This window comes from Rhodococcus (subgen. Prescottella) equi (assembly GCF_003013675.1).
GTDB lineage: Bacteria > Actinomycetota > Actinomycetes > Mycobacteriales > Mycobacteriaceae > Prescottella > Prescottella equi.
On the sequence record NZ_CP027793.1, the window covers coordinates 3,592,603 to 3,618,702 of the forward strand.

A 26,100-nucleotide genomic window follows, 5' to 3' on the forward strand; every position below is an offset into this window, starting at 1 on the left:
CCACACGCCGCGCTCGCCGAAGAGGAAGTCGTCGCATTGTCCAGTGCCCAGCCCGTCAGATCTCGCCGTATCGCCGCCGTCGCGCTCGCGACCGTGGCGCTCGTGGGACTCGCCGGCTGCGGTAGCGACACCGCCGACGACGCGAGCACCATCGTGCGGACGACGACCAAGATCGCCGGTGCCGGTGTCGTGAACGTCGAACGCGACACCGGCAACGCGTGCGCGGAGCCCTCGCCCGCCGACCCGGGCGCAGCCGACCCGCAGCGGATCGTCGTCCTCGACACCGCCGCACTGGACGCTGTGTGCGCGCTCGGCCTGCAGGGCCGGGTCGTGGGCACCGTAACCCCGGACGGCGCCGATCGGCAGCCGTCGTACCTGGGTCCGGGCGTCGCGGCGCTGCCCGGCATCGGACCGGCCGGCGCCCCCGACGTCGATCTCGTCGCGAAGTCCGCCCCCGACCTGATCGTCGGGGCCGCGCCCGCGGATCCGGTTCTGGCCGATCGACTTCGCGCACTCGCGCCGACTGCGTTCGTCGGCGCCGACACCGTCTTCTGGAAGAACCGCTTCCTCGCGACCGGTGAGGCGCTGGGACGCTCCGGCGCGGCCCGGCAGGCCCTCGACGCCTACACCGCCGACGCGGCACGGATCGGGAACGATCTCGCTGCCCGGCAGACGCAGGCGTCGGTAGTACGGTTCGGCGCCGATTCGCTCGCGATCACGGGGCCGGGCAGCTTCTCGGGCCAGGTCCTCGCCGACGCGGGCGTCCAGCGACCGGCCTACCAGCGCCTCGAGGTCGCGGCCGAGGAGATCGACGATCTCGGTACCGCGGAGGGCGACGTGATCTACGTCAGCTTCGACGGCCCGGACGGGCTCGAGCACGGCAAGTCCGTGATGGATTCCGACGAGTGGTACGCCCTCGGCGCCGTCCCCGACAAGCGCGTCTTCGCGGTCGACGACGAGATCTGGAACGGCGGGAACGGCATCGTCGCCGCGCGGGCCGTCCTCGCCGATCTGCAGCCGAGCCTCAACGGCTACGCCTAGGAGTTCACCGTGCCGGTACCGGAATTCGTCGCGGCGCTCCGCGACCACGTGGGGCACGCCCCGCTGTGGCTGCCCGGTGTGAGCGCCGTCGTGGTCGACGACACCGGACGGCTGCTGTTGACCCAGCGGGCCGACAACGGCAAGTGGGCCGTGGTCTCGGGCATCCTCGAGCCCGGTGAGGAACCGGGTCCGGCGGCGCTGCGCGAAGTTCGCGAGGAGACAGGCATCGACGCCGAACTGGTCCGGGTGAGCAGCGTCGACACCGCGGGGCCGATCACCTACCCGAACGGCGACGTCGCCAGCTACCTGGACGTGTGCTTCGTTGCGCGCGCGGTGGCGGGTGAGGCTCGCGTGGCCGACGACGAGAACCTCGACGTGCGCTGGTTCTCCCCCGACGCCCTGCCCGCGAATCTCACCGATTCGTCGCGGCGGCGGATCGCGGCCGCCCTCCGCGACGACGAGCGCACCTGGTTCGCGAGGGACTGACCCGTCCCCGACTCAGCCCTGCGCGGTCTCCCACAGACCCATGACGTTGCCTTCCGGATCACGGAAGTAGGCGGCGAAACCCATTGTGCCGACGGGCTGTTTCGCGGCGACGGTGGCGCCGCCGAGCGCCTCGATCTTCGCCAACGCGGCATCGATGTCGGCGACGTCGACGGTGATCACCGGACCCCTGGGTGCCTGGTCGGACCGCTGGAACATGCCGCCGCCGATGTATCCGGGCTCGGCCGGCATCCCGGACTCGGCCACCGGACCCGTGGACACGCCCGTGTACTCGAGTTCCGGCATCTCGGTGACGTTCCACCCGAACGCCTGCCGATAGAAGTTGCGGGCTCGGTCTCCGTCGTCGAACGGGACCTCGAAGTGCACTACTCGACCGGTCATCGCCGTCTCCTCGATCGTCGTCGACTGGGGTCACCTCACTCCAAAGTAGGCCGGGTGCACCGCCGGACTCAACGGCCCGCCGAAACCCCGCCCACACCATTGCCTTTCGCGGTGGCGTCCGGCACCCTTTCCCGGTGACGACATCAGAGTTCGACGCAACCACTCCCCCTGGTGCGGTTTCGCCGCCGCTCCCCGACAAGCACGGCGAGTCGGACGATCCGCGCTATCCGTCGCCGCGGCAGGCGCGGCAGGCGATCGCGTTCGTCGTCGACTGGATCCTGCACGTCGCTGCCGGGCTGGCTGCGATGACCGTTGCGATGGACATACCGGCGGTCGCGGACTGGGCCGCGCTCGCACTGCCGATCGGATGGATCGCCGCGTCGCTCATCGATCGCGTGGTGTTGCAGCGGATCGTCCACGCGACCGTCGGCAAACTCCTGCTCGGCGTCTGCGTCATCCGTCCGTCCGACGGCTCCTGGCCCACCCTCGGCTACCTGCTGAAGTGGTGGCTGCTCGGCGCCCTCGACGCGGTCGCCACCTTCTCGGACAGCCCGTGGCTCGGCAACTACGACAACTCCCCCACCGTGGTCCGACGCCGAGACGTCACGGCGCTCCGAACCGCCCCGTGAAACGCCGACGGCCGAATGTCACACCGGTTCAGTCCAACTGAACGCGTGTGACATTCGGCCGCGGAGAGTGCGGTGGAACTAGAAGTCCCAGTCGTCGTCCTCGGTGTTGACGGCCTTGCCGATCACGTAGCTCGAACCCGAGCCCGAGAAGAAGTCGTGGTTCTCGTCCGCGTTCGGCGACAGGGCCGAGAGGATCGCCGGGTTGACGTCCGTCTCGTCCTTCGGGAACAGACCCTCGTAGCCGAGGTTCATCAGCGCCTTGTTGGCGTTGTAGCGCAGGAACTTCTTGACGTCCTCGGTGAGACCGACCTCGTCGTACAGGTCCTGCGTGTACTCGACCTCGTTGTCGTACAGCTCGAACAGCAGCTCGAACGTGTAGTTCTTGAGCTCCTCACGCTCGGCCTCGGTGACCCGCTCGAGTCCGCGCTGGTACTTGTAGCCGATGTAGTACCCGTGCACGGCCTCGTCACGGATGATGAGGCGGATCACGTCGGCCGTGTTGGTCAGCTTGGCCCGCGACGCCCAGTACATCGGCAGGTAGAAGCCCGAGTAGAACAGGAACGACTCGAGCAGCGTCGAGGCGACCTTGCGCTTGAGCGGGTCGTCGCCCTTGTAGTAGTCGAGGACGATCTGCGCCTTGCGCTGCAGGTTCGGGTTCTCCTCCGACCAGCGGAACGCGTCGTCGATCTCCCGCGTCGTGCACAGCGTCGAGAAGATCTGCGAGTAGCTCTTCGCGTGCACCGACTCCATGAACGCGATGTTCGTGAGCACGGCCTCCTCGTGCGGCGTGACCGCATCCGGGATGAGGCTGACGGCGCCGACGGTGCCCTGGATGGTGTCCAGCAGCGTCAGACCGGTGAACACGCGCATCGTGAGCTGCTGCTCGTTCGGTGTGAGGGTGGCCCAGGACTGGATGTCGTTGGACACCGGCACCTTCTCCGGCAGCCAGAAGTTGCCGGTGAGACGGTCCCACACCTCCGAGTCCTTCTCGTCGGGGACGCGGTTCCAGTTGATCGCCGAGACGCGGTCGACCAGCTTGATGCGCGTGCCGTCGGCCGGAGAGTGCACGTTAGGGGCGGAGGTCATCGTTCTTCCCTCTTCGAGTTTCGTTGCGGGGTCTCAGAATTGGCGATCACAACATGCACGAGACGCAACCCTCCACCTCGGTCCCCTCGAGGGCCATCTGACGCAGGCGGATGTAGTACAACGTCTTGATTCCCTTGCGCCACGCGTAGATCTGCGCGCGGTTGACGTCACGCGTGGTGGCGGTGTCCTTGAAGAACAGCGTCAGCGACAGGCCCTGGTCCACATGCTGTGTGGCGGCCGCGTAGGTGTCGATGATCTTCTCGTACCCGATCTCGTACGCGTCCTGGTAGTACTCCAGGTTGTCGTTCGTCAGGTAGGGCGCCGGGTAGTAGACGCGACCGATCTTGCCTTCCTTGCGGATCTCGATCTTCGCGGCCACCGGGTGGATCGAGCTCGTGGAGTTGTTGATGTACGAGATCGAGCCCGTCGGCGGGACGGCCTGCAGGTTCTGGTTGTAGATGCCGTACTGCTGCACCGACGCCTTCAGCTCGCGCCAGTCGTCCTGCGTCGGGATGTGGATACCGGCGTCGGCGAACAGCTGCCGCACCTTCTCGGTCTTGGGCTCCCACACCTGGTCGGTGTACTTGTCGAAGTACTTGCCCGACGCGTAGTCGGACTCCGGGAAGCCCTTGAAGTGGGTACCCCGCTCCTTCGCGATCAGGTTCGACGCGCGGATCGCGTGGTACACGACCGAGTAGAAGTAGATGTTCGTGAAGTCGATGCCTTCTTCGGAGCCGTAGAAGATCCGCTCGCGCGCGAGGTAGCCGTGCAGGTTCATCTGCCCCAGGCCGATCGCATGAGAGTCGTTGTTGCCCTGCTCGATCGACGGCACCGAGTAGATGTGCGTCTGATCCGAGACGGCGGTGAGCGCGCGGATCGAGGTCTCGATGGTCTTCGCGAAGTCCGGCGAGTCCATCGTCAGCGCGATGTTCAGCGAGCCGAGGTTGCACGAGATGTCCTTGCCGACATGGCTGTAGGACAGATCGTCGTTGAACGTCGACGGGGTCGAGACCTGCAGGATCTCCGAGCACAGGTTCGAGTGCGTGATCTTGCCGGCGATCGGGTTCGCCCGGTTCACCGTGTCCTCGAACATGATGTACGGGTAGCCCGACTCGAACTGCAGCTCGGCGAGGGTCTGGAAGAACTCGCGCGCCTTGATCTTCGACTTGCGGATCCGCTTGTCGTCGACCATCTCGTGGTACTTCTCGGTGACGTTGATGTCCGCGAACGGCACGCCGTAGATGCGCTCGACGTCGTACGGCGAGAACAGGTACATGTCCTCGTTCTTCTTCGCGAGCTCGAACGTGATGTCGGGGATCACGACGCCCAGCGACAGCGTCTTGATGCGGATCTTCTCGTCCGCGTTCTCACGCTTGGTGTCGAGGAAGCGGTAGATGTCCGGGTGGTGCGCGTGCAGGTACACCGCGCCGGCACCCTGCCGGGCACCGAGCTGGTTCGCGTAGGAGAACGAGTCCTCGAGCAGCTTCATGATCGGGATGACGCCCGAGCTCTGGTTCTCGATCTTCTTGATCGGCGCGCCGTGCTCACGAACGTTGGTGAGCAGCAGGGCGACTCCGCCACCGCGCTTGGAGAGCTGCAGGGCCGAGTTGATCGAACGGCCGATCGACTCCATGTTGTCCTCGATGCGCAGCAGGAAGCACGACACGGGCTCGCCGCGCTGCTTCTTGCCGGAGTTGAGGAACGTCGGCGTCGCCGGCTGGAAGCGTCCGGCGATGATCTCGTCGACCAGTTCGGTCGCGAGCGTCTCGTCGCCCGCCGCGAGGGTGAGCGCCACCATGCACACACGGTCCTCGAAGCGCTCGAGGTAGCGCTTACCGTCGAACGTCTTGAGGGTGTACGACGTGTAGTACTTGAAGGCACCGAGGAACGTGGGGAAACGGAACTTCTTCGCGTAGGCCCGGTCGATCAGCCACTTCACGAAGTTGCGCGAGTACTGGTCGAGGACCTCACGCTCGTAGTAGTTCTCCCTGACCAGGTAGTCGAGCTTCTCGTCCAGGTTGTGGAAGAAGACCGTGTTCTGGTTGACGTGCTGCAGGAAGTACTGCTTGGCGGCCTCACGATCCTTGTCGAACTGGATCTCGCCGCTCGGACCGTACAGGTTCAGCATCGCGTTGAGCGCGTGGTAGTCCAACTCGCCCGCCGACGCGTCGGGTTGTGCCGCAGCGCGCTCTACACTCCCAGCCGGGGCTGAATCTGTGATGGTCGGTGCCACTGTTCACTCTCCATGAATTGTGCGAGGCCCTCGCGCACGGCGACGACGTCCTCGGCTGTTCCCATTAGTTCGAAGCGGTACAGGTACGGGACCCGACACTTCTGTGAAATCACGTTCCCGGCGTAGCAGTAGGACTCGCCGAAGTTCGTGTTGCCGGCAGCAATCACCCCTCGGATGAGGTCGCGATTGTGCTCGTTGTTGAGGAATCGGATGACCTGCTTGGGCACGTAGCTCGTGTCGCGTCCCGTCGACGTCGTGCCGCCCCCGTAAGTGGGGAGGATCAGGACGTACGGTTCGTCGACCTCGAACGCGCCTTCGCGGTCACGTAGTGGAATGCGCGTAGCGGGGACACCGAGTCGTTCGACGAATCGGTGTGTGTTCTCCGACGCGCTGGAGAAGTACACCAGCGAAGCCATCGGCGTTCACCATTTCACTCGAGGTGGATCGTCCCCGCAGGGCTGCGGCGCGGCGGCTCAGGCAGCGTTTGCGGTGAGGTCCTTGATGCGGTCCGGGCGGAAGCCCGACCAGTGCTCCTCGCCGGCCACGACGACGGGGGCCTGGAGGTACCCGAGGGCCATCACGTAGTCGCGAGCCTCGGGGTTCTCGGAGATGTCGACGATGTCGTATTCGAGACCGGCCTTGTCGAGGGCACGGTAGGTGGCATTGCACTGAACGCAGGCGGGCTTGGTGTAGACGGTGATGCTCATGACGGGTCCCTCTTTCCACGGCCTGGCGAGCTCTGGATGTGCACTCTGTTGCCGAGGATGAGGCCTACTTTCGTACCCGGGATCTGATTCGTTCCCGTTGTGCCCTCTCGGCTGTGTAGACACTACACCTTGTGGCCGACAGAAACCCACAACCCGATATCTTGCGAGTGACACGGTTGATATTCGCAGGTCGGCCGCTTCCGGAGCACCCAGCGAAACCGCCTTTCGGCGTGTCGCGGGTCACATTTCCGGGGCCGTGCGGGGGTGAGTTCGATCACGCCGCCGCCCCCGGCCTGCACGGGCGCGTAACCGGCGCCACAGAACCGGCCGGACAGGGCCGACCACACCGCCCGCGCGCCGCCGTTCACCGCCTCGACGCCGCGCCCCCGAGCCCCTGCGGGAGCCCGCTTCCGACACGCCGAGCGCGACACGCCGAGATCCTCTCCATGCATCGCGATCGGTATCACCCGAGGCCCCGCCAGTGCCGTTAACTGGAAGATAACCAACCGTCACGCGGTGCCCCATGGTCGGGCACCCTGTGCCAGGGTGGGAAGCGTGCCCGACAATCCGAGCCCGTACCTCTTCGCACCCGTCTCGGACGTCGTCCGCGTCACCCCCAACATGCAACGCATCACCCTGCGGGGCGGCGACCTGCGGCACTTCGCTTCGAGCGGCGACCCCGACGAACGCCTGCTGGTGGTGTTCCCGAACCCGGGAGACGACGCACCCCCGCGCCCGCAGCGGATCGGAACCGCCGTCGACTACCCGGCCGACGGCGCCCGTCCGGAAATGCGGAGTTACACGGTGCGGCGGTGGGATGCGTCGGCCTTCGAGATGGACCTCGACTTCGCCGTCCACGAGGGCGGCGCCGCCGTGCGGTGGGCGCTGCAGGCCCGCCCGGGGCAGACGCTGGGTGTCACCACCGCATCCGGTTGGTACCGCCCACCGCCCGACACCGCATGGCAGCTGCTGCTCGCCGACATGACGGCGCTACCCGCGGTGGGCCGCATCGTCGAGGGGTTGCCCCGCGGCGCCCGGGTGCACGTCGTCGCCGAGGTCACGACTCCCGCCGACGAGCAGCGATTCGACACCGCCGGCGACGTGACCTACACGTGGCTGCACGGCACCGGAAACGGCGTGGGCCCCAGCGCGCTCGCGACGGCCGCCCGCCGGCACGACCTTCCGGACGGTCCGGGCTACGTGTGGTTCGCGGGTGAGGCCGGACTCTCACGCGAGATACGCCGGTGGCTGCGCCACGATCTCGGTCAGCCCACCGAGCGCTACCACGTCCTCGGCTACTGGCGCGCCGACAAGGAGGCGTGGACGGCGCGCTACGAGCAGGTGCGCGAACAGATCGAGTCCGCCCAGATCGCCGCCCTGGAATCGGGCGGCGACTTCGACTCGGTCCGCGACGCCGTCGACGCGGCAATGGACGACGCCGGACTCTAGGCTCCCGAAACGGCTGAAGGGTTCCTTCGTACGCTCGGAGCGCACGAAGGAACCCTTCAGCTGTAGGACAGGCCGGCGTCAGGCGCTGACGAGATCCTTGGAAGCCTCGACCAAGGCGGCGACGACGCCACCGACCTGCTGGGCGACCTCGGCGTTCTCACGCGGGTGCAGCTCGCCGAACTTCTGGATGGTGCCACCGATGGACAGTTCGGCGGCGAGGACGTTGCCGCCGGCGATGCCGAGCGCCTTGCGGGCGTCGTCGTGGGCCCACTTGGCGGCGTTGGGGCTCGGGGAGGCGCTGATGACGGCGACCGGCTTGTCCTTGACGGCACCGGCACCGTAGGGGCGCGAGAGCCAGTCGATGGCGTTCTTGAGAACGGCGGGAACGGTGCCGTTGTACTCGGGGGTGACCAGGAGCAGGGCGTCGGCCTGGGCGGCGGCGGCACGGAGCTCGTCGACACCGGCGATCGAGGCACCCGGGACGTCGATGTCCTCGTTGTAGAAGGGCAGGTCTCCGAGGCCCTCGAAGATCGTGACCTCGACGCCCTCGGGGGCGACGGCCGCGGCGGTCTCGGCGACCTGACGGTTGACGGAGCCGGCGCGGAGGCTGCCGACGAGGGAGAGAACGCGGGTCTCAGACATGACTGGTGCTTCCTTCGATGGTGCGATGGTTGACGCTGCAACAGGTATAGCAGCATAAACGGACCGCGGTCCACTTCTGTTCCCGCTGGGCTACGATGCCTCACGTGAACAGCCCACTCCTTCCGCTGGTGGATGCCGAGATCCCCGAGAGATGTGACGCTGCCCGCAATCGGAAACTGCTTCTCGATGCGGCGGCGGACCTCGTCGCGGAGCGCGGCGTCGACGCCGTGACGATGGAGGCCGTCGCCGCCAAGGCCGGGGTCGGCAAGGGCACCGTCTTCCGACGGTTCGGCAGCCGCTCCGGACTGATGAACGCACTGCTCGACCACACCGAGCGCGAACTGCAGCACGCGTTCATGTTCGGTCCCGCGCCGCTCGGGCCCGACGCTCCCCCACTGGACCGTCTCATCGCCTTCGGCCGCGCCCGCCTCGACATGGTGACCGTGCAGGGCGACGTGCTGCGCGCCGCCGAGGGGTCACCCGACGTGCGCTTCGGCGGTCCGGCCCGTGCGGTGAGCCTGCGCCACGTCGTCACGCTGCTCGCAGACGCGGGCGTCGACGGTGACGTGGAACTGCTCGCCGTCGCTCTCCTCGCCACGCTCGAAGCCGGCCTCGTGCTGCACCAGATCCGGGTGCTCGGAATATCGCCCGCACGCATCGCGAACAACTGGGAAGACCTGGCCCGCCGAATAACTCGAATCGGACCCGATCTCGCCTAGGGTGTGCCCATGCGCACGCCGATCGTCCTCCTCGCACTTCTCGCCGTCGCGACCTCCGGCGGGTGTGGCAGCGCCGACGGCGACAGCGGCGCGTCCACCACCACGTCCGCATCGGCTGCGTCCCCGGGCGACGCCCTGTGGGGCAGGACGTTCGTGTCGACCTCCGTGACGGGCCCGGCGATTCCCGGCGGCGGCCCGCTCGAGGTGGCCTTCCCGGAGCGGAACTCGATCGCGATGAGCGCGGGCTGCAACCGGGGCGTGAGCAGCGTCGATCTCGCCGACGGCATCGTGCGGACGGGCGCGATCGCGACCACCATGATGGCGTGCCCGGGAGAACTCGCGGGTGCCGACAAGTGGATGACCGACCTGTTCGAGGCGCGGCCGACCTGGGAGCTGGACGGCGCGATCCTCACGCTGACGGCCCCCGGCGCCGCCGTCACGCTCACCGACAAGAAGACCGCGAACCCGGATCGCCCGGTCGTCGGCACCACGTGGGTGGTCGACACGCTCGTCACTCCGCAGGCCGTCAGCACGTCGGCCGCGCTCGAGGCGTCGGCCCCCACGCTGACGATCGACGACGCCGGCCAGGTCACCGGCTCGACCGGATGCAACCGCTTCAACGGCCCGGCGACCATCGCGGGCGACACCATCACGTTCGGACCGTTGGCGACGACGAGGATGGCGTGCCCCGCCGACGTCGCCGACGTCGAGCGTTCGGTTCTGCACGTGCTGGACGGCCCGGTCACCTACGAGGTGGAGGGGCCCACGATGCGACTGACGAAGGACGACGGCACGGGCCTGGGCCTGCGCGGCGCGTAAGCCCGCTCGATCAGCGGCCCGCCGGCGCGCGACCGGGAGCGGGACGGCCGGGCGGCCGGGCGAGCAATGCCTCCCACCCGGTGCTGCGGGCCACGAACCCGTGCCGATCGTAGAAGTCGAACATCGCGATCAGGCGATCGCGCGCGTCGCGCGGCAGATCACCGCCGTACCTGTCGGCCCACTCGTCGACGCGGATGCGGCGCACCGTGACCTCGTGCGGGAGGGCTCGAGCCCACTGCCCGATGCTCGACACCTCGGCGGCCCCGAGTTCGTAGGTGACGCCGTGATGGACGTCGGCGCCCTCGTCGAGCACCCGGGCGGCCGCCGCGGCGACGTCCGGGAGGCGCACGAACGTGAAGGGCGCGTCGGGGTTGTACGGCACCTCGAGCGCCGTGGCGGTGCCGTCGAGCAGCGTCGGGAAGTTCTCGGCGTACGCACACGGCTGCAGGATCGTCCACTGCACGCCCCCGTGGGTGCGCAGCATGTCCTCACACACCGCCTTGTCGAGATGGTGCGGCATCGCGGGGGTGTGCGGCCACGCCACCGAGTGGTAGACGACGTGGTGCACGCCGGCCCGGGCTGCCGCGTCGAGCGTGCGGCGCAGCAGCCCCGGCTCGTCGGGATGCACGTTGGGTGCGATGAAGTACACCCCCCGGCAGCCCGTCAGGGCGGCCTCGAGCCCCTCCCCCGTCTCGAGGTCGACGCGGCGATCACCGGCGCGCCGGGCGGTATGGACCACCCGGCGCACCGGCCGCCCCGCGAGTGCGCGAACGACTGCCGCTCCGGTCTTGCCGGCGGCGCCGATGACGGCGAGTTCGCCGCCGCGGGGCTGGAAGCGATCCATCAGGTCAGCTCCCGACGAAGTCGTACTCGGCGAACTTCGCCCCGCCGGAGAGTCGTTCGTAGCCGGGGCCGCGGTCGAAGAACGGTTCGCCGTCACTGCGCTCGGTCCGCATCCGTTCCCGCAGGTGCGTCGTCGCGGCGATATCCACGACCGGCTCGTCGGTCGTCGATTCCGGCGCCAGCACCACGCCGTAATCGTTGCGGGCGCCGTCCGGAGACACCTTGCGCCACAACACGTCCCGGACGACCTCCTCGACGGGCCGGTCCAACGGATCGCCCCAGCCGCCACCGCCGGTGGTCCGGATCCGGACCACTTCCCCGGCCTTGATCGGTTCCGCGTCGGTGAGGGCGTCGAACTCACGCTCGTTCGGCCCGCCGGGATCGAGGACCACCGAGAAGGGCCGTCCGGCCTTGCCGCCCTTGACTCCCCAGCAGGACAGGATCGAGCGGTCGGCGATCGACATGAAGTGCGCGTCCTTGAGCATGCGGATGTGCTTTTCGTACCCGAGTCCGCCGCGGTAGCGGCCGGCGCCTCCGGAATCGATGGCCAGGCCCAGCTTCTCGACGACGAAGGGGAAGCGGCTCTCGGTGAACTCGGTCGGCAGGTTCCGGGAATCGGGGACCACGTGGATCGTGTCCTCCCCGTCGGCGTAGTGCCGGCCGCCGGAGCCGCCACCGAGGACCTCACGCATGAGGTAGGAGTGCCCCTCGAAGTCCTCGCCGTAGACGCCGGTGTAGCGGATCGTCTCCTGGTCGGCCGGCATGTTCCCGTCGACGGCCTTGGCGACCACACCTGCCAGAACGCCGAGCAGACGCAGGATCACGAAGGTGCGCGCGTTCGTCGGGGCCGGGAAGATCGGAGTGATCAGGGTGCCCTTCTCGGGGAACTTCATCTCGATCAGCGGCACCACGCCCTCGTTGACGTCCAGTTCCGCCATGCGCTCGGGGGTGTCCGCGAGATTGCGCAGAATCGGCGCCAGCCACTTGACGAGGAAGTTTCCGTCCGCGTAGTCGCCGCAGTGGTTGATCGGCCCCTTCGCCTGCGGACCGGTGCCGGTGAAGTCGAGAATGAGCCGCTCGCCGCCCGCGTCCTCCGGGCCGGTCTTGGTCAGGGTGATCCGCTGCGTGTGCAACTTCGGTTCGTCGACGCCGTCGTGTTCGGCGTAGTCCTCCCACGTGTACTCGCCCACCGGGATCTTGCTGAGGATCTCCCGCCGGTAGGTCTCCGTGGTGGCATCCATCATCGCGTCGAAGCACGCCTCGACCGTCTCGACGCCGTAGCGCTCGAACAGTTCGGTCAGGCGCCGAGCCCCCATCAGGCAGGCGGAGCACTCCGCGTCGAGGTCCGCCGCGAGCGCGTCGGGCATCCGCGAGTTGCGGGTCATGATGCGCAACGCCGCCTCGTTGGGCACACCGCGGTCCCACAGCTTGATCGGCGGCACCATGAGCCCCTCCTCGTACACCGTGGTCGCGCCGGACGGCATCGACCCCGGGCAGCAGCCACCGATGTCGTCGTGGTGACCGAAGGCCTGGACGAAGGCGACGACGGACGGCTCGGTGTCGCCGGGCCGGGTGGCGAAGACGGGCACCGTCACGCAGAGATCAGGGAGGTGGCCGATGCCGCCCTCGGAGAGGTAGACGTCGTTGTGGAAGTACACGTCTCCGGGGTTCATCGTCTCCAGCGGGAAGTCCCGTGCGACCGGGTGGACGAGCGCCGAGTACGAGCGGCCCGTGAGCTTGCGCAGGTTCCGGTCGTGGATGCCGGCGCGGAAGTCGTGTGCGTCGCGGATCATCGGCGACCGCGAGGTCCTCGAGATCGACGTCTCGACCTCCATCTCCACGCTGGCGAGGTAGCCGGCGACGATCTCCACGAGGACCGGATCGGGCGCTGCCCCGTCCAGGGGGCTCAACCGGTACGGCTTGCTCGCCTGCACGGCAGCGGGCTCGGTGATGGCAGTCATCGGTTCACTCCGTTCGAGTCGGACGTCTTGGCGATGCGGATGTTCCCGAACGCGTCGATGCGTGCCCGGAATCCGGGATGGACGGGAATGGTGGAGCTGAACTCCTCGATCACCGCCGGACCGTCGAGTTCGTCACCTGCCCCGAGCTTCGTGCGGTCGTAGACCGCGGTGGTGACCCACTCGTCGAAGTAGGCCGGGCGCGTGCCGGTGACGGCGCTCTCCGCTCCCTGCCCGGCGGGGATCTCGGTGAGCTCGGGGCGTTTGATCGGTCCGATACCGCTCACGCGGAGATTCACCCACTCCACGTGCTGGTGGGGATCTCCCCGGAAGTCGTAGCCGTACAGCTCGCGGTGGGCCTGATGGAATCGCTCGGCCGCCTCGTCCATGAGGGTCCGGGTGACGGGACCGTCGCCGATGGGGACGCGCACCTCGAACGCCTGGCCGAGGTAGCGAAGGTCGGCCGAGCGCGCATAGCGGCGCTGATCCGACGCGAATCCCTCGTCGGCGAGCGCGCGCTCCGCTTCCGCGGCGAGAGCGTCGAACTCGGATTGCAGCGCGTCGGCCTTCAACCGGTCGTGCCTGGAGACGTGGGTCTGTACGTAGTCGTTGCGCACGTCGACCGTGAGCAGACCGAACGCGGAGACATTGCCCGGATTCGGCGGGATCAGGACATCGCGGAGTCCGAGGATGTCGACGAGCCGGCACGCGAGCAGCGAGCCGGATCCACCGAAGGTCACCAGCGTGAAGTCGCGCACGTCGAGCCCGCGCTTGACGGTGATCTGGCGCAGCGCGTTGGCCTGGTTCCAGGCCGAGACCTCGAGGATGCCCGTCGCGCACGCTTCGAAGTCGAGGCCCAACGTGCGGGCCAGTTCCTCGACGCCCTTGCGGGCGAGTTCGGTGTCGAGCGGGATCTCGCCGCCGAGCAGGTGCGGAGGGATACGGCCGAGCAGCACGTGCGCGTCCGTGATCGTCGGCTCGCTGCCGCCCTTGCCGTAGCACAGGGGGCCCGGGTCGGCGCCCGCCGACTGCGGACCGACGCGCAGCGTCCCCTCGGGCGTCATCCACGCGATCGAGCCGCCGCCGGCGCCGACCGTGACCACGTCGATCATCGGGATCTTCGACGGGTACACGCCCACTCGCCCCTCGGTGGTGAGTGCGGGCTCACCACGGACGACGACGGTCACGTCCGTGGAGGTGCCGCCACCGTCGCAGGTGAGCACCTGATCCACGCCGGCCACACTGGCGATGAGTGCCGCGCCGAGGGCGCCCGCCGCCGGCCCGGACAGGACCGTCGTGATCGGCTGGTGGACAACCTCTTTGGCGGACAGCACGCCTCCGTTCGACTTCATCACGTAGAACGGAATGTCGCGCCGCTCCCCCTCGACGGACGAGAACTCCCGCAGGCGTGTCGCGATGTTGTTGACGTAGTTCCGGATGTTCGGCTTCACCGCGGCATCGACGAGAGTGGTGATCGACCGCTCGTACTCGCGATACTCGCGCAGCACCTCGCTCGAGATGCTCACGGTCGCGTCGGGGAATTCCTCGAGCAGGATGTCCCGGACACGCCGCTCGTGGCTGGGGTCGGCGTAGGAGTGCATCAGGCACACGCCGATCGTCCGAATGTCACGGTCCGCGAAGAAACGGGCCGCCGAACGCACGTCGTCCTCGTTCAGCGGGCGGATCTCGTTGCCGTCGAACGCAAGCCTGCCGCGGACGGTGCGTACGCGGTCGGCCGGGACGATCCGATCGGGCTTGACCCAGAAGTACGAGTTGCCGTAACCGTCCGGGACGGACTGGCGGGCGATCTCGAGCACGTGCTCGTAGCCCTCGGTGGTGATGAAGCCGAGGTTCCCCACCTTTCCTTCGAGCAGCTTGTTCGTCGCGACCGTGGTGCCGTGGCTGACGGCACCGATCGCATCACCGGTCTCCCCCAGTTGCGCGAGCACCTTCTCGATCCCCGCGAGGAACCCGAGCGCCGGATCCGCGGGCGTGGACGGGGTCTTCGTCGTGACGACGGCCCCGGACTCCTCGTCCACTGCCACGACGTCGGTGAATGTGCCGCCGGTGTCGATGCCGACCCGGATCTTCCTGGATTCCACGCTGCCTCCTGGCTGGTCTCGCCCGTTCCTACCTGCGTGCTCCCATTCCACCCGCTCGATCGCGCGGATTCTTTGTCACAATTCGCCGAACCCGACGGTGCCCGTTGGGGGTTGACGACACTGCTGCACAGACGACGGCGCCCCGGGCCGTAGCCCGGGGCGCCTGCTCCCGCCGTCCGCTCGAACGGCTACCTTCGTGCGCCGCCGCGCGCGAGGATCCCGCCGACCACGACGCCGGTGAGGGCCAACGCGGCCCCCACCGCCGCCGAAGCGAACAGTGCCGGGGCGGAGACGGACTCGCCGCTCCGAGCGGGGACGGCCGACGCCCCGACCGCGCGCGCCGCGGACGCCACGGGCGCGGCCGGCGAGGCACCCGCGACGATCTCGGCTGCTTCGACGACGTCGGCCGGGGCGTCGGCCACCGGGATGCCGTCGACGATCACACCGTCGATGCCCTTGAAGAAGACGCCCGCCATCTTCTTGGCCACACCGGTGATCATGCGCTGGCCGACGCCACCGACCATGCCGCCGACCACGGCATCGGCGTCGTAGCTCAGCAGAGTGCCGCCGCCCTCGCACTCTTCGAGCCGCACCGTGACGTCGGCCTTCACGGTGCCCGGGGCGCCCGAGCCGGATGCGGTGAGCACGAAGGACTCCGGCCGATTCTGTTGCGACAGAATCACTTCACCGTCGTAGGTGCCCTTGATGGAGGCGACGCCCGCCGTGATCGACAACTTGTAGTGATTGTCGGCGAGCTGCTCGAGCGACTGCACGCCCGGGATCGTGGCGGCAAGCACACGCCCGTCCTGCAGGTTGTCGTACACGACCTCGGGCGGAGCCAACAGCTGCGCGGTGCCGGCGATTCTCATTCGTTCTCCTCGCTCTGGGACGCTGCGTGCGTCAGACGCAGCTCGAACAACTCGGAAGGTGATATCGGCATGGACCGGATCGGGATGCCCTCGGCATCCTCGATCGCGGCGGCGATGACCGCCGACGTCGGGATCACGCCCGCCTCGCCGGCGCCCTTCATGCCGAGCGGGTTGAGACCGGACGGGGTGACGGTGTGGTCCATGTCGAGGGAGTCGGGCATCTCGGTGACGAAGGGCATCAGGAAATCCATGTACGACGCGTTGAGCATCTGCCCGTGCTCGTCGTAGACGATCCTCTCGTACAACGCGCCGCCGATCCCCTGCGCGACGGCGCCCTGGACCTGCCCTTCGACGATCCGGGGATTGATGACGTTGCCGCAGTCGTGCACCACCGCGTACTTCCGCACGTGGATCTCGGCGGTGACCGGGTCGGTCTCGACGATCGCGGCGTGCACACCGGACGCGAAGGTCGACGTCGGCGGCGAGTAGTAGCCGGTGGCCTCCAGGCCCGGCTGCTCGCCTTCCCGGACCGGGGGCACGGTCATGTCCGTCTCGGTGGACGCGAACCCCGTCGCCAGCCGCGACGACTCGTCGAACGCGTACCGCAGCGGATTCGACAGCACCGCGACCACACCGAGCGGAATCGACGTGCCGGCGGCACCGGGTTCCGTGCCCTTCCGGCAGACGTGCCCGCCGCGCAGTTCCAGATCGTCCGGATCCAGGTGCAGGTGCTCACCGGCGATCTTCCGTGCCTTCTCCGCGACCATCTGCGCCGCGACGTGGAAGGCGGAACCCGACATGACCGCACCGCGTGACGCGAACGTGCCGACGGCGTACCCGAACCGTCGGGTGTCGCCCGTGACGATCTCGACGTCGGAGACGGGCACCCCCAGATCGTCGGCGACGATCTGCGCGAAGGACGTCTGGTGTCCCTGGCCCTGCGTGGTCAGACCCGTTGCGGCCTTGACCTTCCCGGAGGTCTCGACGAGGACGTGGGCGCCCTCGTACGGTCCCGGCCCGGTGCCCTCGACGTAAGCGCCGACCCCGATACCGACGGTGCGACCCTGCGCCTCGGCTCGCCGCTTGTACTCGGGGAAGCCGTCCCAGTCGATCAGCTCCTTCAGCTTGTCGATTCCGGCCTGGTAGTCCCCGGTGTCGTAGATGAGCGGCCGCCCGTCCTGGAACATCAGACCGAAGTCGTACGGCATCTCCTCCGGCCGAATGAGATTGGCCTCCCGGACCACGAGGACGTCCTTGCCGAGGTACTGGGCGATGGCATCCATCGAGCGTTCCATCGCGAACACGGCCTGGGGGCGCCCCGCACCCCGGTAGGGCGTCACCAGCACGGTGTTGGTGTACAGCGAGTACGCGTCCACCCGGAAGGATCTCGGCTTGTACGGCCCGAGCACCTGCGTGGAGGTGTTCAGCATGACGATGATGCCGTAGGGCAGGTACGCGCCGTTGTCGTGCCAGAACGTGAAGTCGAAGGCCAGCAGCCTGCCTTCGTCGTCGAATCCGACCGTGACCTGCTGGAGCTGGCCGCGCTCGTGAGCGCTCGACACGAAATGTTCGCGGCGGTCCTCCACCCACTTGACCTCACTGGAGATTCCCGCGCGGCCGAGTTGGCGTGCGGCCCACGTGACCATCACCTCCTCCGGCCAGGGGTGCACGATCTTCACGCCGAAACCGCCACCGACGTCGGGCGCGATGCAGTGCACCTTGTTGTGCGCCATGTTCAGTCGCGCCGCGATGGCGGCGCGCGCCGAGGTCGACGTCTGTGTGGAGGTCCAGAAGGTGAGGGTCTGCTCGTCGTCGTCCCACCGCGCGTAGACGCCCTTGCCTTCCATCGGCATCGAGGCGGACCGCTCGATCTCGAGGTCCAACGTCAGCCGGTGTGGGGCCGAGGCCAACTCGGCGTCGACGTCACCGAAGCCGTGCTGCAGGTGCGCGGCGACGTTGTCGGGGACATCGGCGTGGACGGCATTCTCGGCGCGGCGCGCCACGTCGATACCGACGACGGGCGGCAGCATCTCGTAGCCCACCTCGATCAGCGCGCAGGCGTCCTCGGCGATGTACCGGTTGTCCGCGACGACCATCGCGATGGCCTCGCCGACGTGGTTGACCTCGTCCTTGGCCAGCGGATACCCGTTGCGGGGTGCCGTGATCGCGGGGTGCGGGATCAGGAGCGGCAGGTTCTCCGCCATACCGGCCGAGTCCGCCTCGAGGTCCTCGTAGGTGTAGATCGCGTGCACCCCGGCCAGCTCCGACGCGGCATCGGTGTCGATCCCGGTGATCCGCGCGTGCGCGTGCGGTGAGCGTACGAAGGCCGCGATCAGCGCATTGTGACCGAGGTCGTCGAGGTACCGCCCGTTGCCGCTGAGCAGGCGCGCGTCCTCACTCCGGGGAATCGGCTTGCCGAAGTACCGGTCCGGCTCGGACGCCACCTCGGACGCCGTGTCCGTGGTGGGGCGCTCGGCGTGCTGGGGTTTGGTGACGCTCATGCCCGTCCCGCCTTTCCGCCCACCGGCGCGGTGGTGCCGCGGACCTTGCCCTCGAGGGAGGCCCGGGCGGCCGTGTCGTCGGGCCCCAGGGGCGAGTCACCTGCACGCTCGCGCGTGATCTCCGCCGCCCGCAGGACCGCCGCCCGAATGTTCTGGTACCCGGTGCACCGGCACAGGTTCCCGGCAATCGCCTCGGTCGCCTCCTCCCGGGTGGGGGACGGATTCTCCTCGAGGAAGGCCGCGATCGTCGTCACGAATCCCGGTGTGCAGAAACCGCACTGGAGACCGTGACAGTCGACGAATGCCTGCTGGACGGGATGCAGCGTCCCGTCGGGCTCGACTAGGCCCTCCACCGTCGTGACGGACCTGCCCTCCAGACTCGCTGCGAGCACCAGGCACGATCGCACCGGCTTGCCGTCGAGCAGCACCGTGCACGCGCCGCATACGCCGTGCTCGCATCCCACGTGGGTTCCGGTCCGCCGGAGGTGATGCCGGATCGCGTCCGACGCGAGCGTCCTCGACGGCAGGATCACCGTCTGGGTCACCGAGTTCAGGGTGAAGGTCACCGCCACGTGCTGTTCGCCGGTCTCCTCCTGCAGGTCGGCGAGCTGCTCGTCGATGCCCCGTGTCGTCTTCGTCATCCTCACACTCCTCCCACCGAAGCCAGTTCGTTCACGCGGACACTCGTCGCGTCCTGCGCCGCGGCAAACCCGACCCGTGCGGTAAGGGCGGCAACCAGCTGCGAGCGGTACCCGGCCGTGGCGTGGATGTCGGCCTCGGTCTCGATCTTCTCGCGCGCCTTCTCGGACAGCGCCTGCCACAGCGGATCCCGGGCGTCGCTCGCGGACGCGCCGCCGAGAACGTCGGTGTAGTCGACGACGTCGCCGAGTTCGCCCGCGGACACGTACGTCATGCGGGCCGACGTGACGACACCGCCCTCGACGCGGACCTGCGCGGCCACCCCGACGAGCGCGTAGTCACCGTGCCTGCGGGCGATCTCGTCGATCGCGGTACCGACGCCGGGGCGCACGGCCGGCACCGTCACACTCGTGGCGATCTCGTCCGGCTCGAGCGCCGATTCGAGCGGTCCGACGAACAGTTCCGCCGCGGGGATCTCGCGGGTGCCCCGGACGGACCGCGCCGTCACCGTCCCGCCGAGCAACGCCACCACCGCCGGCATCTCCGCCGACGGGTCGGCGTGCACGATGGAACCGACGGTCGTGCCGCGGTTGCGAATCGTCGGGTGCGCGACGAGCCGGAGTGCGCGGCCGAGCAACGGTTGCACGCGGGCCGCGGCCGGGTCGGCCTCGAGGGCCGAGTGGCGGGTGAGCGCCCCGAATCTGACACCCGACTGCTCGGAGGTGGTGACGGCGTCCAGATCGGGGAGGGCACCGATGTCCACGAGGTGCGCAGGCGCCGCGAGCCGCATCGACAACAGCGGAATCAGCGACTGCCCGCCCGCGAGTACCTTGCCCTCGTGCGCTACCTGCGCCAATACCGTGCACGCCTCGTCGATCGACCCGGGCCGGTGGTAAGTCAGTGGCGACGGTTTCATCTCTCAAATCCTGCCTGCATCCAGAGCGCGACGTTTCGTGAAAATGTGACAAGCCTGACAGTTCGACGATGGCAGATGTATTCCAGGTCACACCGAGGGGGCCGGGACACGCGCGCCGTCGTCGGGTTCGGTATCCGGTTGGGGCGGCACGACCGCCGGCCGAGCCGGCTCGGTATCGGTGTCCTTGGGCGCGATCGCGCGGCACAGGTGGTACATCACGATGACGACGATCGTGCCGAGTGCGATGCCGCTGAGCGAGAAGGTGTCGGTGAACCTCAGCGTGGTGTCCCCGATCGCGATGATGAGACCGGCGGCGACCGGCATCAGGTTGAGGGGGTTTCCGAAGTCGACACCGTTCTCCTTCCAGATCTTGGCGCCGAGCAGGCCGATGATGCCGTACAGGACGACGGTGATGCCGCCGAGGACACCTCCCGGGGTCGCGGAGATGACGGCTCCGAACTTCGGCGAGAACCCCAGCAGCATCGCGATCACCCCGGCCGCGGCGTACGCCGCGGTGGAGTACACCTTGGTGGCCGCCATGACGCCGATGTTCTCCGCGTACGTGGTGGTGGGCGAGCCGCCGACGCCGGTGGCGATGGCGGTCGCGAAACCGTCTGCGGCCAGCGCGCGTCCCATCATCGGATCGAGATTCGTCCCGGTGATCTCGGCGACGGCCTTCACGTGGCCGGCGTTCTCGGCGATCAGGGCGATGACTCCGGGCAGGACCAGGACGATGAACGTGAGGCTGAACGACGGGGCATGGATGCCCACGACGCCGTTGGCCTCGTCCGAGAAGGGCGGCAATCCGAGCCAGGGTGCGGAGGCGACACCGTCCCAGTTGACGCGGAAGTGCTCGGTGACCTCGCCGGCCGTCGGATCGTAGGACGTGACCGGCCCGAATCGGTCCAGCACCCAGGACAGTCCGTACCCGAACAGCAGTGACAGGAAGATCGCGACCCGACCCAGAAATCCTCGGAGCACCACGCTCGACACCACCAGCACGACCATCACGATCAACGCCACCCACTGGTCCTGCGGCCAGTAGGTGCCGGCGACGACCGGCGCCAGGTTGAAGCCGATCAGCATGACCACCGCACCGGTGACGACGGGGGGAAGGATCTTGAACACGACACCGCCGCCGAGGAAGTGGACGATCACACCGATCGCGGCGAGCACCAGGCCGGACACCATGATCGCACCGGTCACCTGGGCCGAGGTACCGCCCTGCGCGCGGATGGCTGCGATACCGCCGACGAACGCAGCCGACGTGCCGAGGTAACTCGGGATCCGTCCCTTCACAACCAGCAGGAAGAACAGCGTGCAGAATCCCGACAACATCACTGCCAGTTGCGGATTGAGTCCCATGATGATCGGGAACACGAACGTGGCTCCGAACATGGAGACGACGTGCTGTCCGCCGAGCCCGATCGTGCGGCCCCAGGTCAATCGTTCGTCGGGCGCGACCACTTGTCCCGGTTCGATGGTCTTACCGTCTCCGTGCAACGTCCATATGGGCATACTCGGGCCTTTCGAACGAAGGGCGGTGCCTGCTGCGACCACGGGCCGGGGCCGACACACCCGTCCACGGTGTGCTGCAGCTCACAGTTGCACCTCGATAGGAGGGCAACGCTAGTACAGCGCTATCGCGGCGGCGTGAGAGCAATGTGCCAGTGCGGAACGGAAGATATTGGCAATGTTAGGAATTGATGCCACGCATGGCGATGATCTTCAGCGCGAGTGAGAGATCGAGGCGCAGAGCGGGGTGCGCGGTGAAGGGCCCGAGCATCTTCTCCAGCTTCACGACCCGATAGCGCAAAGTGTTGTAGTGAAAGTGCAACTGCCGCGCGGTTTCCGCGATGTTGATGTTCGTCGCCAGAAGGACCTCGAGGGTGCGGCGCATGTCCTGTGCCTCGGCGGTGTCCTCGGTGAGTTCCCGCAACGTCTCACGCGCGAAGGACTCGAGCTCCTCGGGTTCGTCGACGAGGCTGAGCAATCGGTACACCCCCAGCTCGTCGAAGTGCGTCACGGCCCACTCCCCGGAGATTCGCCGACCCACCTCGAGCGCGGTCCGCGCCTGGCTGTAGAGCGCGGGAAGGTCGTCCACGGAGGCCGAGACACGCGACACGCCCACACCGAACGGCCGACGGCCCCCGCCGCCGGCGCCGCGCACGTGGGCGACGAGTTCGTGGACGAGGGTCATCGTGTCGGCGCCCTCCCCCATCAGGACCACGGTTTCCGTCGAGAGCGCGGTCACCACCGCCCCGGGATCACGCGCCGCGACGGCGCCGGAGAACGCTCGCGCCTGCCTCTCGACGACCGGCATCCGGTTCGGGGCCGCGGCGGCGTCCGTGTCGACGGGGTCCGGTTCGATCGCGAGGACGACGATCGGGCGCGACAGATCCCACCCGAACGTCCTGGCGTGCGCCACCACCCGGTCGGGGTCGCCGCCGCGCCCACGCAGCAGGTCGCGGACGAAGTTCGCCCGATGCTTCTCCTCGACGGCCGCGACCGCGAGTTCGCGGGTGACCACCAGCGCGCACACCTCCGCGGCCCGCTCGACGAGGTACAACTCCTCGTCGGCCAGTGGGCGGGACGCCGTGAAGAACGCGAGCCGTCCGTGATCGATGCCGTTCGCGGAGACCGCGGAGACGGCGATGAACCCGTCGCCGAGCTCACGCCGCCCCAGCCCGCCCTCCACGGAGTCCGTTCGCAGCCGGCCCGTCGCGTCGAGCGCACTACTGGTCGCCAGCCGGCACAGATCGGCGTCCTCCCCGGCCCGGCTGATCTGTCGGCCGTCCGGGGTCGTGACGAGCACCGCGCCACCGAGCGCCCGCGCGAGCGCCGCGGCGAGCTCTCGGTGACCACCGCCCGCCATCACCACGGACAGCAGCTCGTGCCGCACGTGGTCGGCGGCCAGTACCGCGTCGATCTGGCGGGCGGCCATGCGGTCGAGCGACCGGGAGATCTCGTGCCCGGAACAGCAGGCTGCCGTGAACGTCACGACGGGCATTCCGGCTTCGGTGGCGGCGTCCGCCAACTCGCGCGGAAGGTCGGGTCCGGTGTCGAGCCGCACCGCGAGAGCGGCGACACCGCGTCGGTCGAGCCGGGCGACGAAGTCGGACACCGACGCCAGCCGCGCCAGGACGCTGCCGGACGTGACGAGCAGCTGGTCGCGGCGAAGCCACGGCCCGACGTCCGGTACTGCCATCACGGCGACGTTCGTGATCGCCCCCGCGGCGGCGGGACGTTCGGTGACCAGCGCCGCTCCGGGCAGGAGTCCGGATGCCAGCAGGGTGTCGAGCGGAACCGGTGCGAACGTGTTCGACGCCGTCACCGCACCACCCTGCTCCTCTGATCTGCGCGCCCCCGAAACTCGGCAGCGCGCCAAACGGACTTCGAGATCATCTCTCCCGAGGGCGGTGAAGTCCAGCGCTCAAGCCGGGCAGTCCGCGGGGCGGACATCGCTCCGCCGGTCCCGGTGGATCGGGCCGTCGAGATCACGCAGTTCGAGTGCCGTTGCCGAGCGTGCCACCTTCATCATCTCCGCGAGGATCGACACCGCGGTCTCCTCGGGAGTTCGCGCGCCGAGGTCGAGACCGATCGGCGAGTGCAGTCGGCCCAGTTCGTCGTCGGTCAGGCCCCTCTCCCGCAGCAGGGCGACGCGGCGCTCGTGGGTGGCCCGACTGCCCATGGCCCCCACGTACGAGGCGTCCGAGCGGAGCGCGCGTTCGAGCAGTGGAATGTCGAACTTCTCGTCGTGCGTGAGAACGGCCATCACCGTGTGCGCGTCGACGGGAGCGGTCTCGAGGAATCGGTGCGGCCACATCACGACCACCTCGTCCGCGCCGGGGAACCGGGCCCGGGTGGCGAACACCGGGCGGGCGTCCACGACGGTCACGTGGTAGCCCGCGAAGGAGCCGAGCGTGCACATCGCCGCCGCGAAGTCGACCGCGCCGAACACGTACATCCGCGGCCGCGGCGCAAACACCTCGACCATGGCCGACGCGCACGACCCTGTCGCCGGTTCGAACGCGTAGACCGTCGACGTGCCTGCCGCCGAGCGCGAGCGGATGTCGGCGACTTCCGACTCGGCCACCTCCACCGCCCCCCGCGAGGAGGCCGCGGTGACCACGGTGTGGCGAGCCGGCCGCCCCGAATCCGTGGCGGTCACCACCGCGACGGGCTCACCCTCGCGGACGAGACGTGCCACCTCGGCGAACTGCGGGTACGCGGCACGGTCGACCCGTTGGACGAACACCTCGATCGTCCCGCCGCACGTCAGCCCCACCCCGATGGCATCGTCGTCGGCCACGCAGAACACCTCCGTCCGGCTGCATCCGTCGGCGAGGACCTCGAGTGCCGACTCGTACACGGCGCTCTCGACGCATCCCCCGGACACGCTGCCGAGGACCTCACCGGCCGCGGACACCGCCATCGCCGCGCCGGGCGTGCGTGGTGACGACTTCCACGTGCGCACGACCGTCGCGAGCGCGAACGCTTCGCCCCGGTCGAACCACGCCGTGAGTTCCGTCAGGATGTCGCGCATCGCGAAGCCTCCTCGTGTGGTGATCGGTAGGAACTGGTCCGGCGGACACGGTGCGCCACAGCGAGTGCGACGTGCTCCTGCCAAGGCCGCGCGATCACCTGGACGCCGATCGGCAACCCGTCGGCCGCCGTCGCGACCGGGACGACGACGGACGGAAGCCCGGTGACGCTGATCGCCCGACAGCACGCGAGCGCATCCTGCCAGGTCAGCGAGTGGCCGTCGACCGTGAACGTGTCGAGCCCGAGCGGTGGCGCGGTGATCGAGGCGACCGGGAGCACGAGGACGTCTCCCATCTCGTCGAGCAGCCCGGCGGTGAGGCGCGCTCGCTGCGCCCACAACTCCTCGACGTCGCGGTGGCTTCGTCGTTCCGACGCCGCCGCCAGCACAGCCCGGATGTTCGCCCCGAAGTCGGACGGTGCGCCGTACGCCTCGATGTCCGCCGCGGTCTCGGTGGCGCGCAGTCGTCCGAACAGGTCGTTCGCCCGTGCGAGGGCCGAACCGGCGTACCGTCGGGCCCCGAGTCCGCCGGCCGTCTCCGCAACCGCGGCAACGATTCCCGCTTCGACGGGAACGGTGCCCTCCCCACCCGCCCAGGTGATGTCGAGCCCGTCCACCTCCACGTCCGCCGGATCGGCCCACCGGAACCGACGAGACGACACGACCCGCAGGACCAGCGCGGCGTCGTCGAGGGTCCGTGCCAGCGGGCCGATCGTCTGCACGACGCCGTGCACGGTCGCGGGGTTGGCCAGCACCCGGTCGCCGGCGGCCACTCCCGGGTACTGGCCGTCCGCGCTCACCCGGCCCGACGTCGGGCGAATGGAACTGAGGCCGGTGCAGTGTGCGGGCCAGCGGACGGAGCCGCCGAAGTCGGTCCCGAGGCCCACCGCGCTCATCCCCGCCGCGAGAGCCGCCGCCTCCCCGCCGCTCGACCCGCCCGGAGAGCGCGGGTCCGCTTCGGTGCCCAGCGGGTTGCGGGTGTAGCCGAACAGGTCGTTGTGCGTCAGACCGCTCGCCCCGAACTCCGGGGTGTTGGTCTTGCCCACCAGGATTGCGCCGGCGCGCTTCATCGCCGCCACCGCCGGGGCATCGGCCGCGGGCACGTTCCCCGCGAGCGCCCGCGACCCCGCCGTCGTGCGGACCCCGGCGGTGGCGATCAGATCCTTGACGGTGAACGGCACACCGGCGAGCGGGCCGACCGGGTCACCGTGGGCCAGCCGGCGATCGAGGCGGTCCGCCGCCGCCAACGCCTGCTCCGCCGGCACCGTGACCACCGCGTTCCACCGGGCGTTGCAGTTCCCGATGTGGTCCAGGTGCTCCTCGATCACGGCCCGCGCCGATACCTCGCGTCCGGTTATTGCGCGAGCGATGTCACGCGCGGTCGATCCGATCCGACCGCCTCCGAATCCTGCCACGGCGCCTCCTCCGGCATCGTCGTGCAGCACACGGTAGGGCTGCCGAAAACCGGTGCGAAACGGCCAGGATCCACAGCAAGTCGACACCCGAGCTGTGAACAGTT

Annotated in this window: 23 protein-coding genes; 6 read left to right on the forward strand and 17 right to left on the reverse strand. The window is 68.8% G+C overall.

Features of this window, described 5'->3' with window-relative positions; translation table 11 throughout:
* The first annotated feature begins 36 nt into the window (after positions 1 to 36).
* Both C7H75_RS16755 and C7H75_RS16760 read left to right on the forward strand, forming a co-directional pair.
* The gene (locus C7H75_RS16755) at positions 37 to 1,041 is read left to right on the forward strand and encodes an ABC transporter substrate-binding protein (RefSeq protein ID WP_106851616.1); all 1,005 of its coding nucleotides are present in this window, start codon (positions 37 to 39) and stop codon (positions 1,039 to 1,041) included.
* Between the two features lie 9 nt (positions 1,042 to 1,050).
* Positions 1,051 to 1,527 (forward strand): NUDIX hydrolase, encoded by a 477-nt coding sequence (locus C7H75_RS16760; protein ID WP_064077613.1) that lies wholly within the window; start codon positions 1,051 to 1,053, stop codon positions 1,525 to 1,527.
* A gap of 12 nt (positions 1,528 to 1,539) precedes the next feature.
* Here C7H75_RS16760 and C7H75_RS16765 read toward each other — a convergent pair whose 3' ends face one another.
* Complete coding sequence (locus C7H75_RS16765; protein ID WP_013416643.1) at positions 1,540 to 1,926, reverse strand: VOC family protein; 387 nt, start codon at positions 1,924 to 1,926, stop codon at positions 1,540 to 1,542.
* Between the two features lie 134 nt (positions 1,927 to 2,060).
* On the opposite strand from C7H75_RS16765, the gene C7H75_RS16770 reads away from it, so the two are divergent.
* Positions 2,061 to 2,555 carry an RDD family protein gene (locus C7H75_RS16770; protein ID WP_064059217.1) on the forward strand — a complete coding sequence of 165 codons (495 nt, stop codon included), beginning with the start codon at positions 2,061 to 2,063 and terminating at the stop codon, positions 2,553 to 2,555.
* A 78-nt stretch (positions 2,556 to 2,633) separates the two neighbouring features.
* Here C7H75_RS16770 and nrdF read toward each other — a convergent pair whose 3' ends face one another.
* Genes nrdF through nrdH form a run of 4 tightly spaced genes read right to left on the reverse strand, consistent with a single transcriptional unit; the run spans position 2,634 to position 6,581 of the window.
* Positions 2,634 to 3,641 carry a class 1b ribonucleoside-diphosphate reductase subunit beta gene (gene nrdF / locus C7H75_RS16775; RefSeq protein WP_005518949.1) on the reverse strand — a complete coding sequence of 336 codons (1,008 nt, stop codon included), beginning with the start codon at positions 3,639 to 3,641 and terminating at the stop codon, positions 2,634 to 2,636.
* 46 nt (positions 3,642 to 3,687) lie between these two features.
* Positions 3,688 to 5,874, reverse strand: a complete 2,187-nt coding sequence (gene nrdE / locus C7H75_RS16780) for a class 1b ribonucleoside-diphosphate reductase subunit alpha (protein WP_005518948.1) — start codon at positions 5,872 to 5,874, stop codon at positions 3,688 to 3,690.
* Entirely contained in the window at positions 5,832 to 6,290 is a 459-nt protein-coding gene (gene nrdI, locus C7H75_RS16785) for a class Ib ribonucleoside-diphosphate reductase assembly flavoprotein NrdI (protein ID WP_022596977.1), read from the reverse strand. Before nrdI ends, nrdE begins: the two co-directional genes overlap by 43 nt.
* Positions 6,291 to 6,347: 57 nt before the next feature.
* Entirely contained in the window at positions 6,348 to 6,581 is a 234-nt protein-coding gene (gene nrdH, locus C7H75_RS16790) for a glutaredoxin-like protein NrdH (RefSeq protein ID WP_005518946.1), read from the reverse strand.
* A 555-nt stretch (positions 6,582 to 7,136) separates the two neighbouring features.
* On the opposite strand from nrdH, the gene C7H75_RS16795 reads away from it, so the two are divergent.
* Entirely contained in the window at positions 7,137 to 8,030 is an 894-nt protein-coding gene (locus tag C7H75_RS16795; RefSeq protein ID WP_106852029.1) for a siderophore-interacting protein, read from the forward strand.
* Positions 8,031 to 8,108: 78 nt separating this feature from the next.
* Here the strand turns inward: C7H75_RS16795 and C7H75_RS16800 are convergent, their stop codons facing one another.
* Entirely contained in the window at positions 8,109 to 8,672 is a 564-nt protein-coding gene (locus C7H75_RS16800) for an NADPH-dependent FMN reductase (protein ID WP_005518943.1), read from the reverse strand.
* A gap of 95 nt (positions 8,673 to 8,767) precedes the next feature.
* Here C7H75_RS16800 and C7H75_RS16805 point away from each other — a divergent pair, with 95 nt between their 5' ends.
* Both C7H75_RS16805 and C7H75_RS16810 read left to right on the forward strand, forming a co-directional pair.
* Positions 8,768 to 9,391, forward strand: a complete 624-nt coding sequence (locus tag C7H75_RS16805; RefSeq protein ID WP_005518942.1) for a TetR/AcrR family transcriptional regulator — start codon at positions 8,768 to 8,770, stop codon at positions 9,389 to 9,391.
* Positions 9,392 to 9,400: 9 nt separating this feature from the next.
* On the forward strand, positions 9,401 to 10,210 hold the full coding sequence (locus C7H75_RS16810; protein WP_069856596.1) for an META domain-containing protein: 810 nt from the start codon (positions 9,401 to 9,403) through the stop codon (positions 10,208 to 10,210).
* A 10-nt stretch (positions 10,211 to 10,220) separates the two neighbouring features.
* On the opposite strand, the gene C7H75_RS16815 is transcribed toward C7H75_RS16810, so the two are convergent.
* From C7H75_RS16815 to C7H75_RS16865, 11 genes are all read right to left on the reverse strand, one after another.
* On the reverse strand, positions 10,221 to 11,054 hold the full coding sequence (locus C7H75_RS16815) for an NmrA family NAD(P)-binding protein (RefSeq protein WP_013416649.1): 834 nt from the start codon (positions 11,052 to 11,054) through the stop codon (positions 10,221 to 10,223).
* Between the two features lie 4 nt (positions 11,055 to 11,058).
* Positions 11,059 to 13,014 carry a hydantoinase B/oxoprolinase family protein gene (locus C7H75_RS16820; protein WP_081120569.1) on the reverse strand — a complete coding sequence of 652 codons (1,956 nt, stop codon included), beginning with the start codon at positions 13,012 to 13,014 and terminating at the stop codon, positions 11,059 to 11,061.
* Complete coding sequence (locus C7H75_RS16825) at positions 13,011 to 15,113, reverse strand: hydantoinase/oxoprolinase family protein (protein WP_013416651.1); 2,103 nt, start codon at positions 15,111 to 15,113, stop codon at positions 13,011 to 13,013. The genes C7H75_RS16820 and C7H75_RS16825 overlap by 4 nt, the downstream gene beginning before the upstream one ends.
* A gap of 188 nt (positions 15,114 to 15,301) precedes the next feature.
* Positions 15,302 to 15,982 (reverse strand): SRPBCC family protein, encoded by a 681-nt coding sequence (locus C7H75_RS16830; RefSeq protein WP_081120570.1) that lies wholly within the window; start codon positions 15,980 to 15,982, stop codon positions 15,302 to 15,304.
* The gene (gene cutA / locus C7H75_RS16835) at positions 15,979 to 18,483 is read right to left on the reverse strand and encodes an aerobic carbon-monoxide dehydrogenase large subunit (RefSeq protein ID WP_106851617.1); all 2,505 of its coding nucleotides are present in this window, start codon (positions 18,481 to 18,483) and stop codon (positions 15,979 to 15,981) included. Before cutA ends, C7H75_RS16830 begins: the two co-directional genes overlap by 4 nt.
* Positions 18,480 to 19,124, reverse strand: coding sequence for a (2Fe-2S)-binding protein (locus C7H75_RS16840; RefSeq protein WP_106851618.1), 645 nt, complete (start codon positions 19,122 to 19,124; stop codon positions 18,480 to 18,482). Before C7H75_RS16840 ends, cutA begins: the two co-directional genes overlap by 4 nt.
* A 2-nt stretch (positions 19,125 to 19,126) precedes the next feature.
* Positions 19,127 to 20,038, reverse strand: a complete 912-nt coding sequence (locus C7H75_RS16845; RefSeq protein WP_106851619.1) for an FAD binding domain-containing protein — start codon at positions 20,036 to 20,038, stop codon at positions 19,127 to 19,129.
* A gap of 87 nt (positions 20,039 to 20,125) precedes the next feature.
* Positions 20,126 to 21,556: a uracil-xanthine permease family protein gene (locus tag C7H75_RS16850; protein WP_106851620.1), complete on the reverse strand. Its 1,431-nt coding sequence runs from the start codon at positions 21,554 to 21,556 to the stop codon at positions 20,126 to 20,128.
* 178 nt (positions 21,557 to 21,734) lie between these two features.
* Positions 21,735 to 23,372 carry a helix-turn-helix domain-containing protein gene (locus tag C7H75_RS16855; RefSeq protein ID WP_084866581.1) on the reverse strand — a complete coding sequence of 546 codons (1,638 nt, stop codon included), beginning with the start codon at positions 23,370 to 23,372 and terminating at the stop codon, positions 21,735 to 21,737.
* Positions 23,373 to 23,471: 99 nt separating this feature from the next.
* Positions 23,472 to 24,584, reverse strand: coding sequence for an XdhC family protein (locus C7H75_RS16860; RefSeq protein WP_013416656.1), 1,113 nt, complete (start codon positions 24,582 to 24,584; stop codon positions 23,472 to 23,474).
* Positions 24,569 to 25,996: an amidase gene (locus C7H75_RS16865; protein ID WP_106852030.1), complete on the reverse strand. Its 1,428-nt coding sequence runs from the start codon at positions 25,994 to 25,996 to the stop codon at positions 24,569 to 24,571. The genes C7H75_RS16860 and C7H75_RS16865 overlap by 16 nt, the downstream gene beginning before the upstream one ends.
* Positions 25,997 to 26,100: the final 104 nt, after the last annotated feature.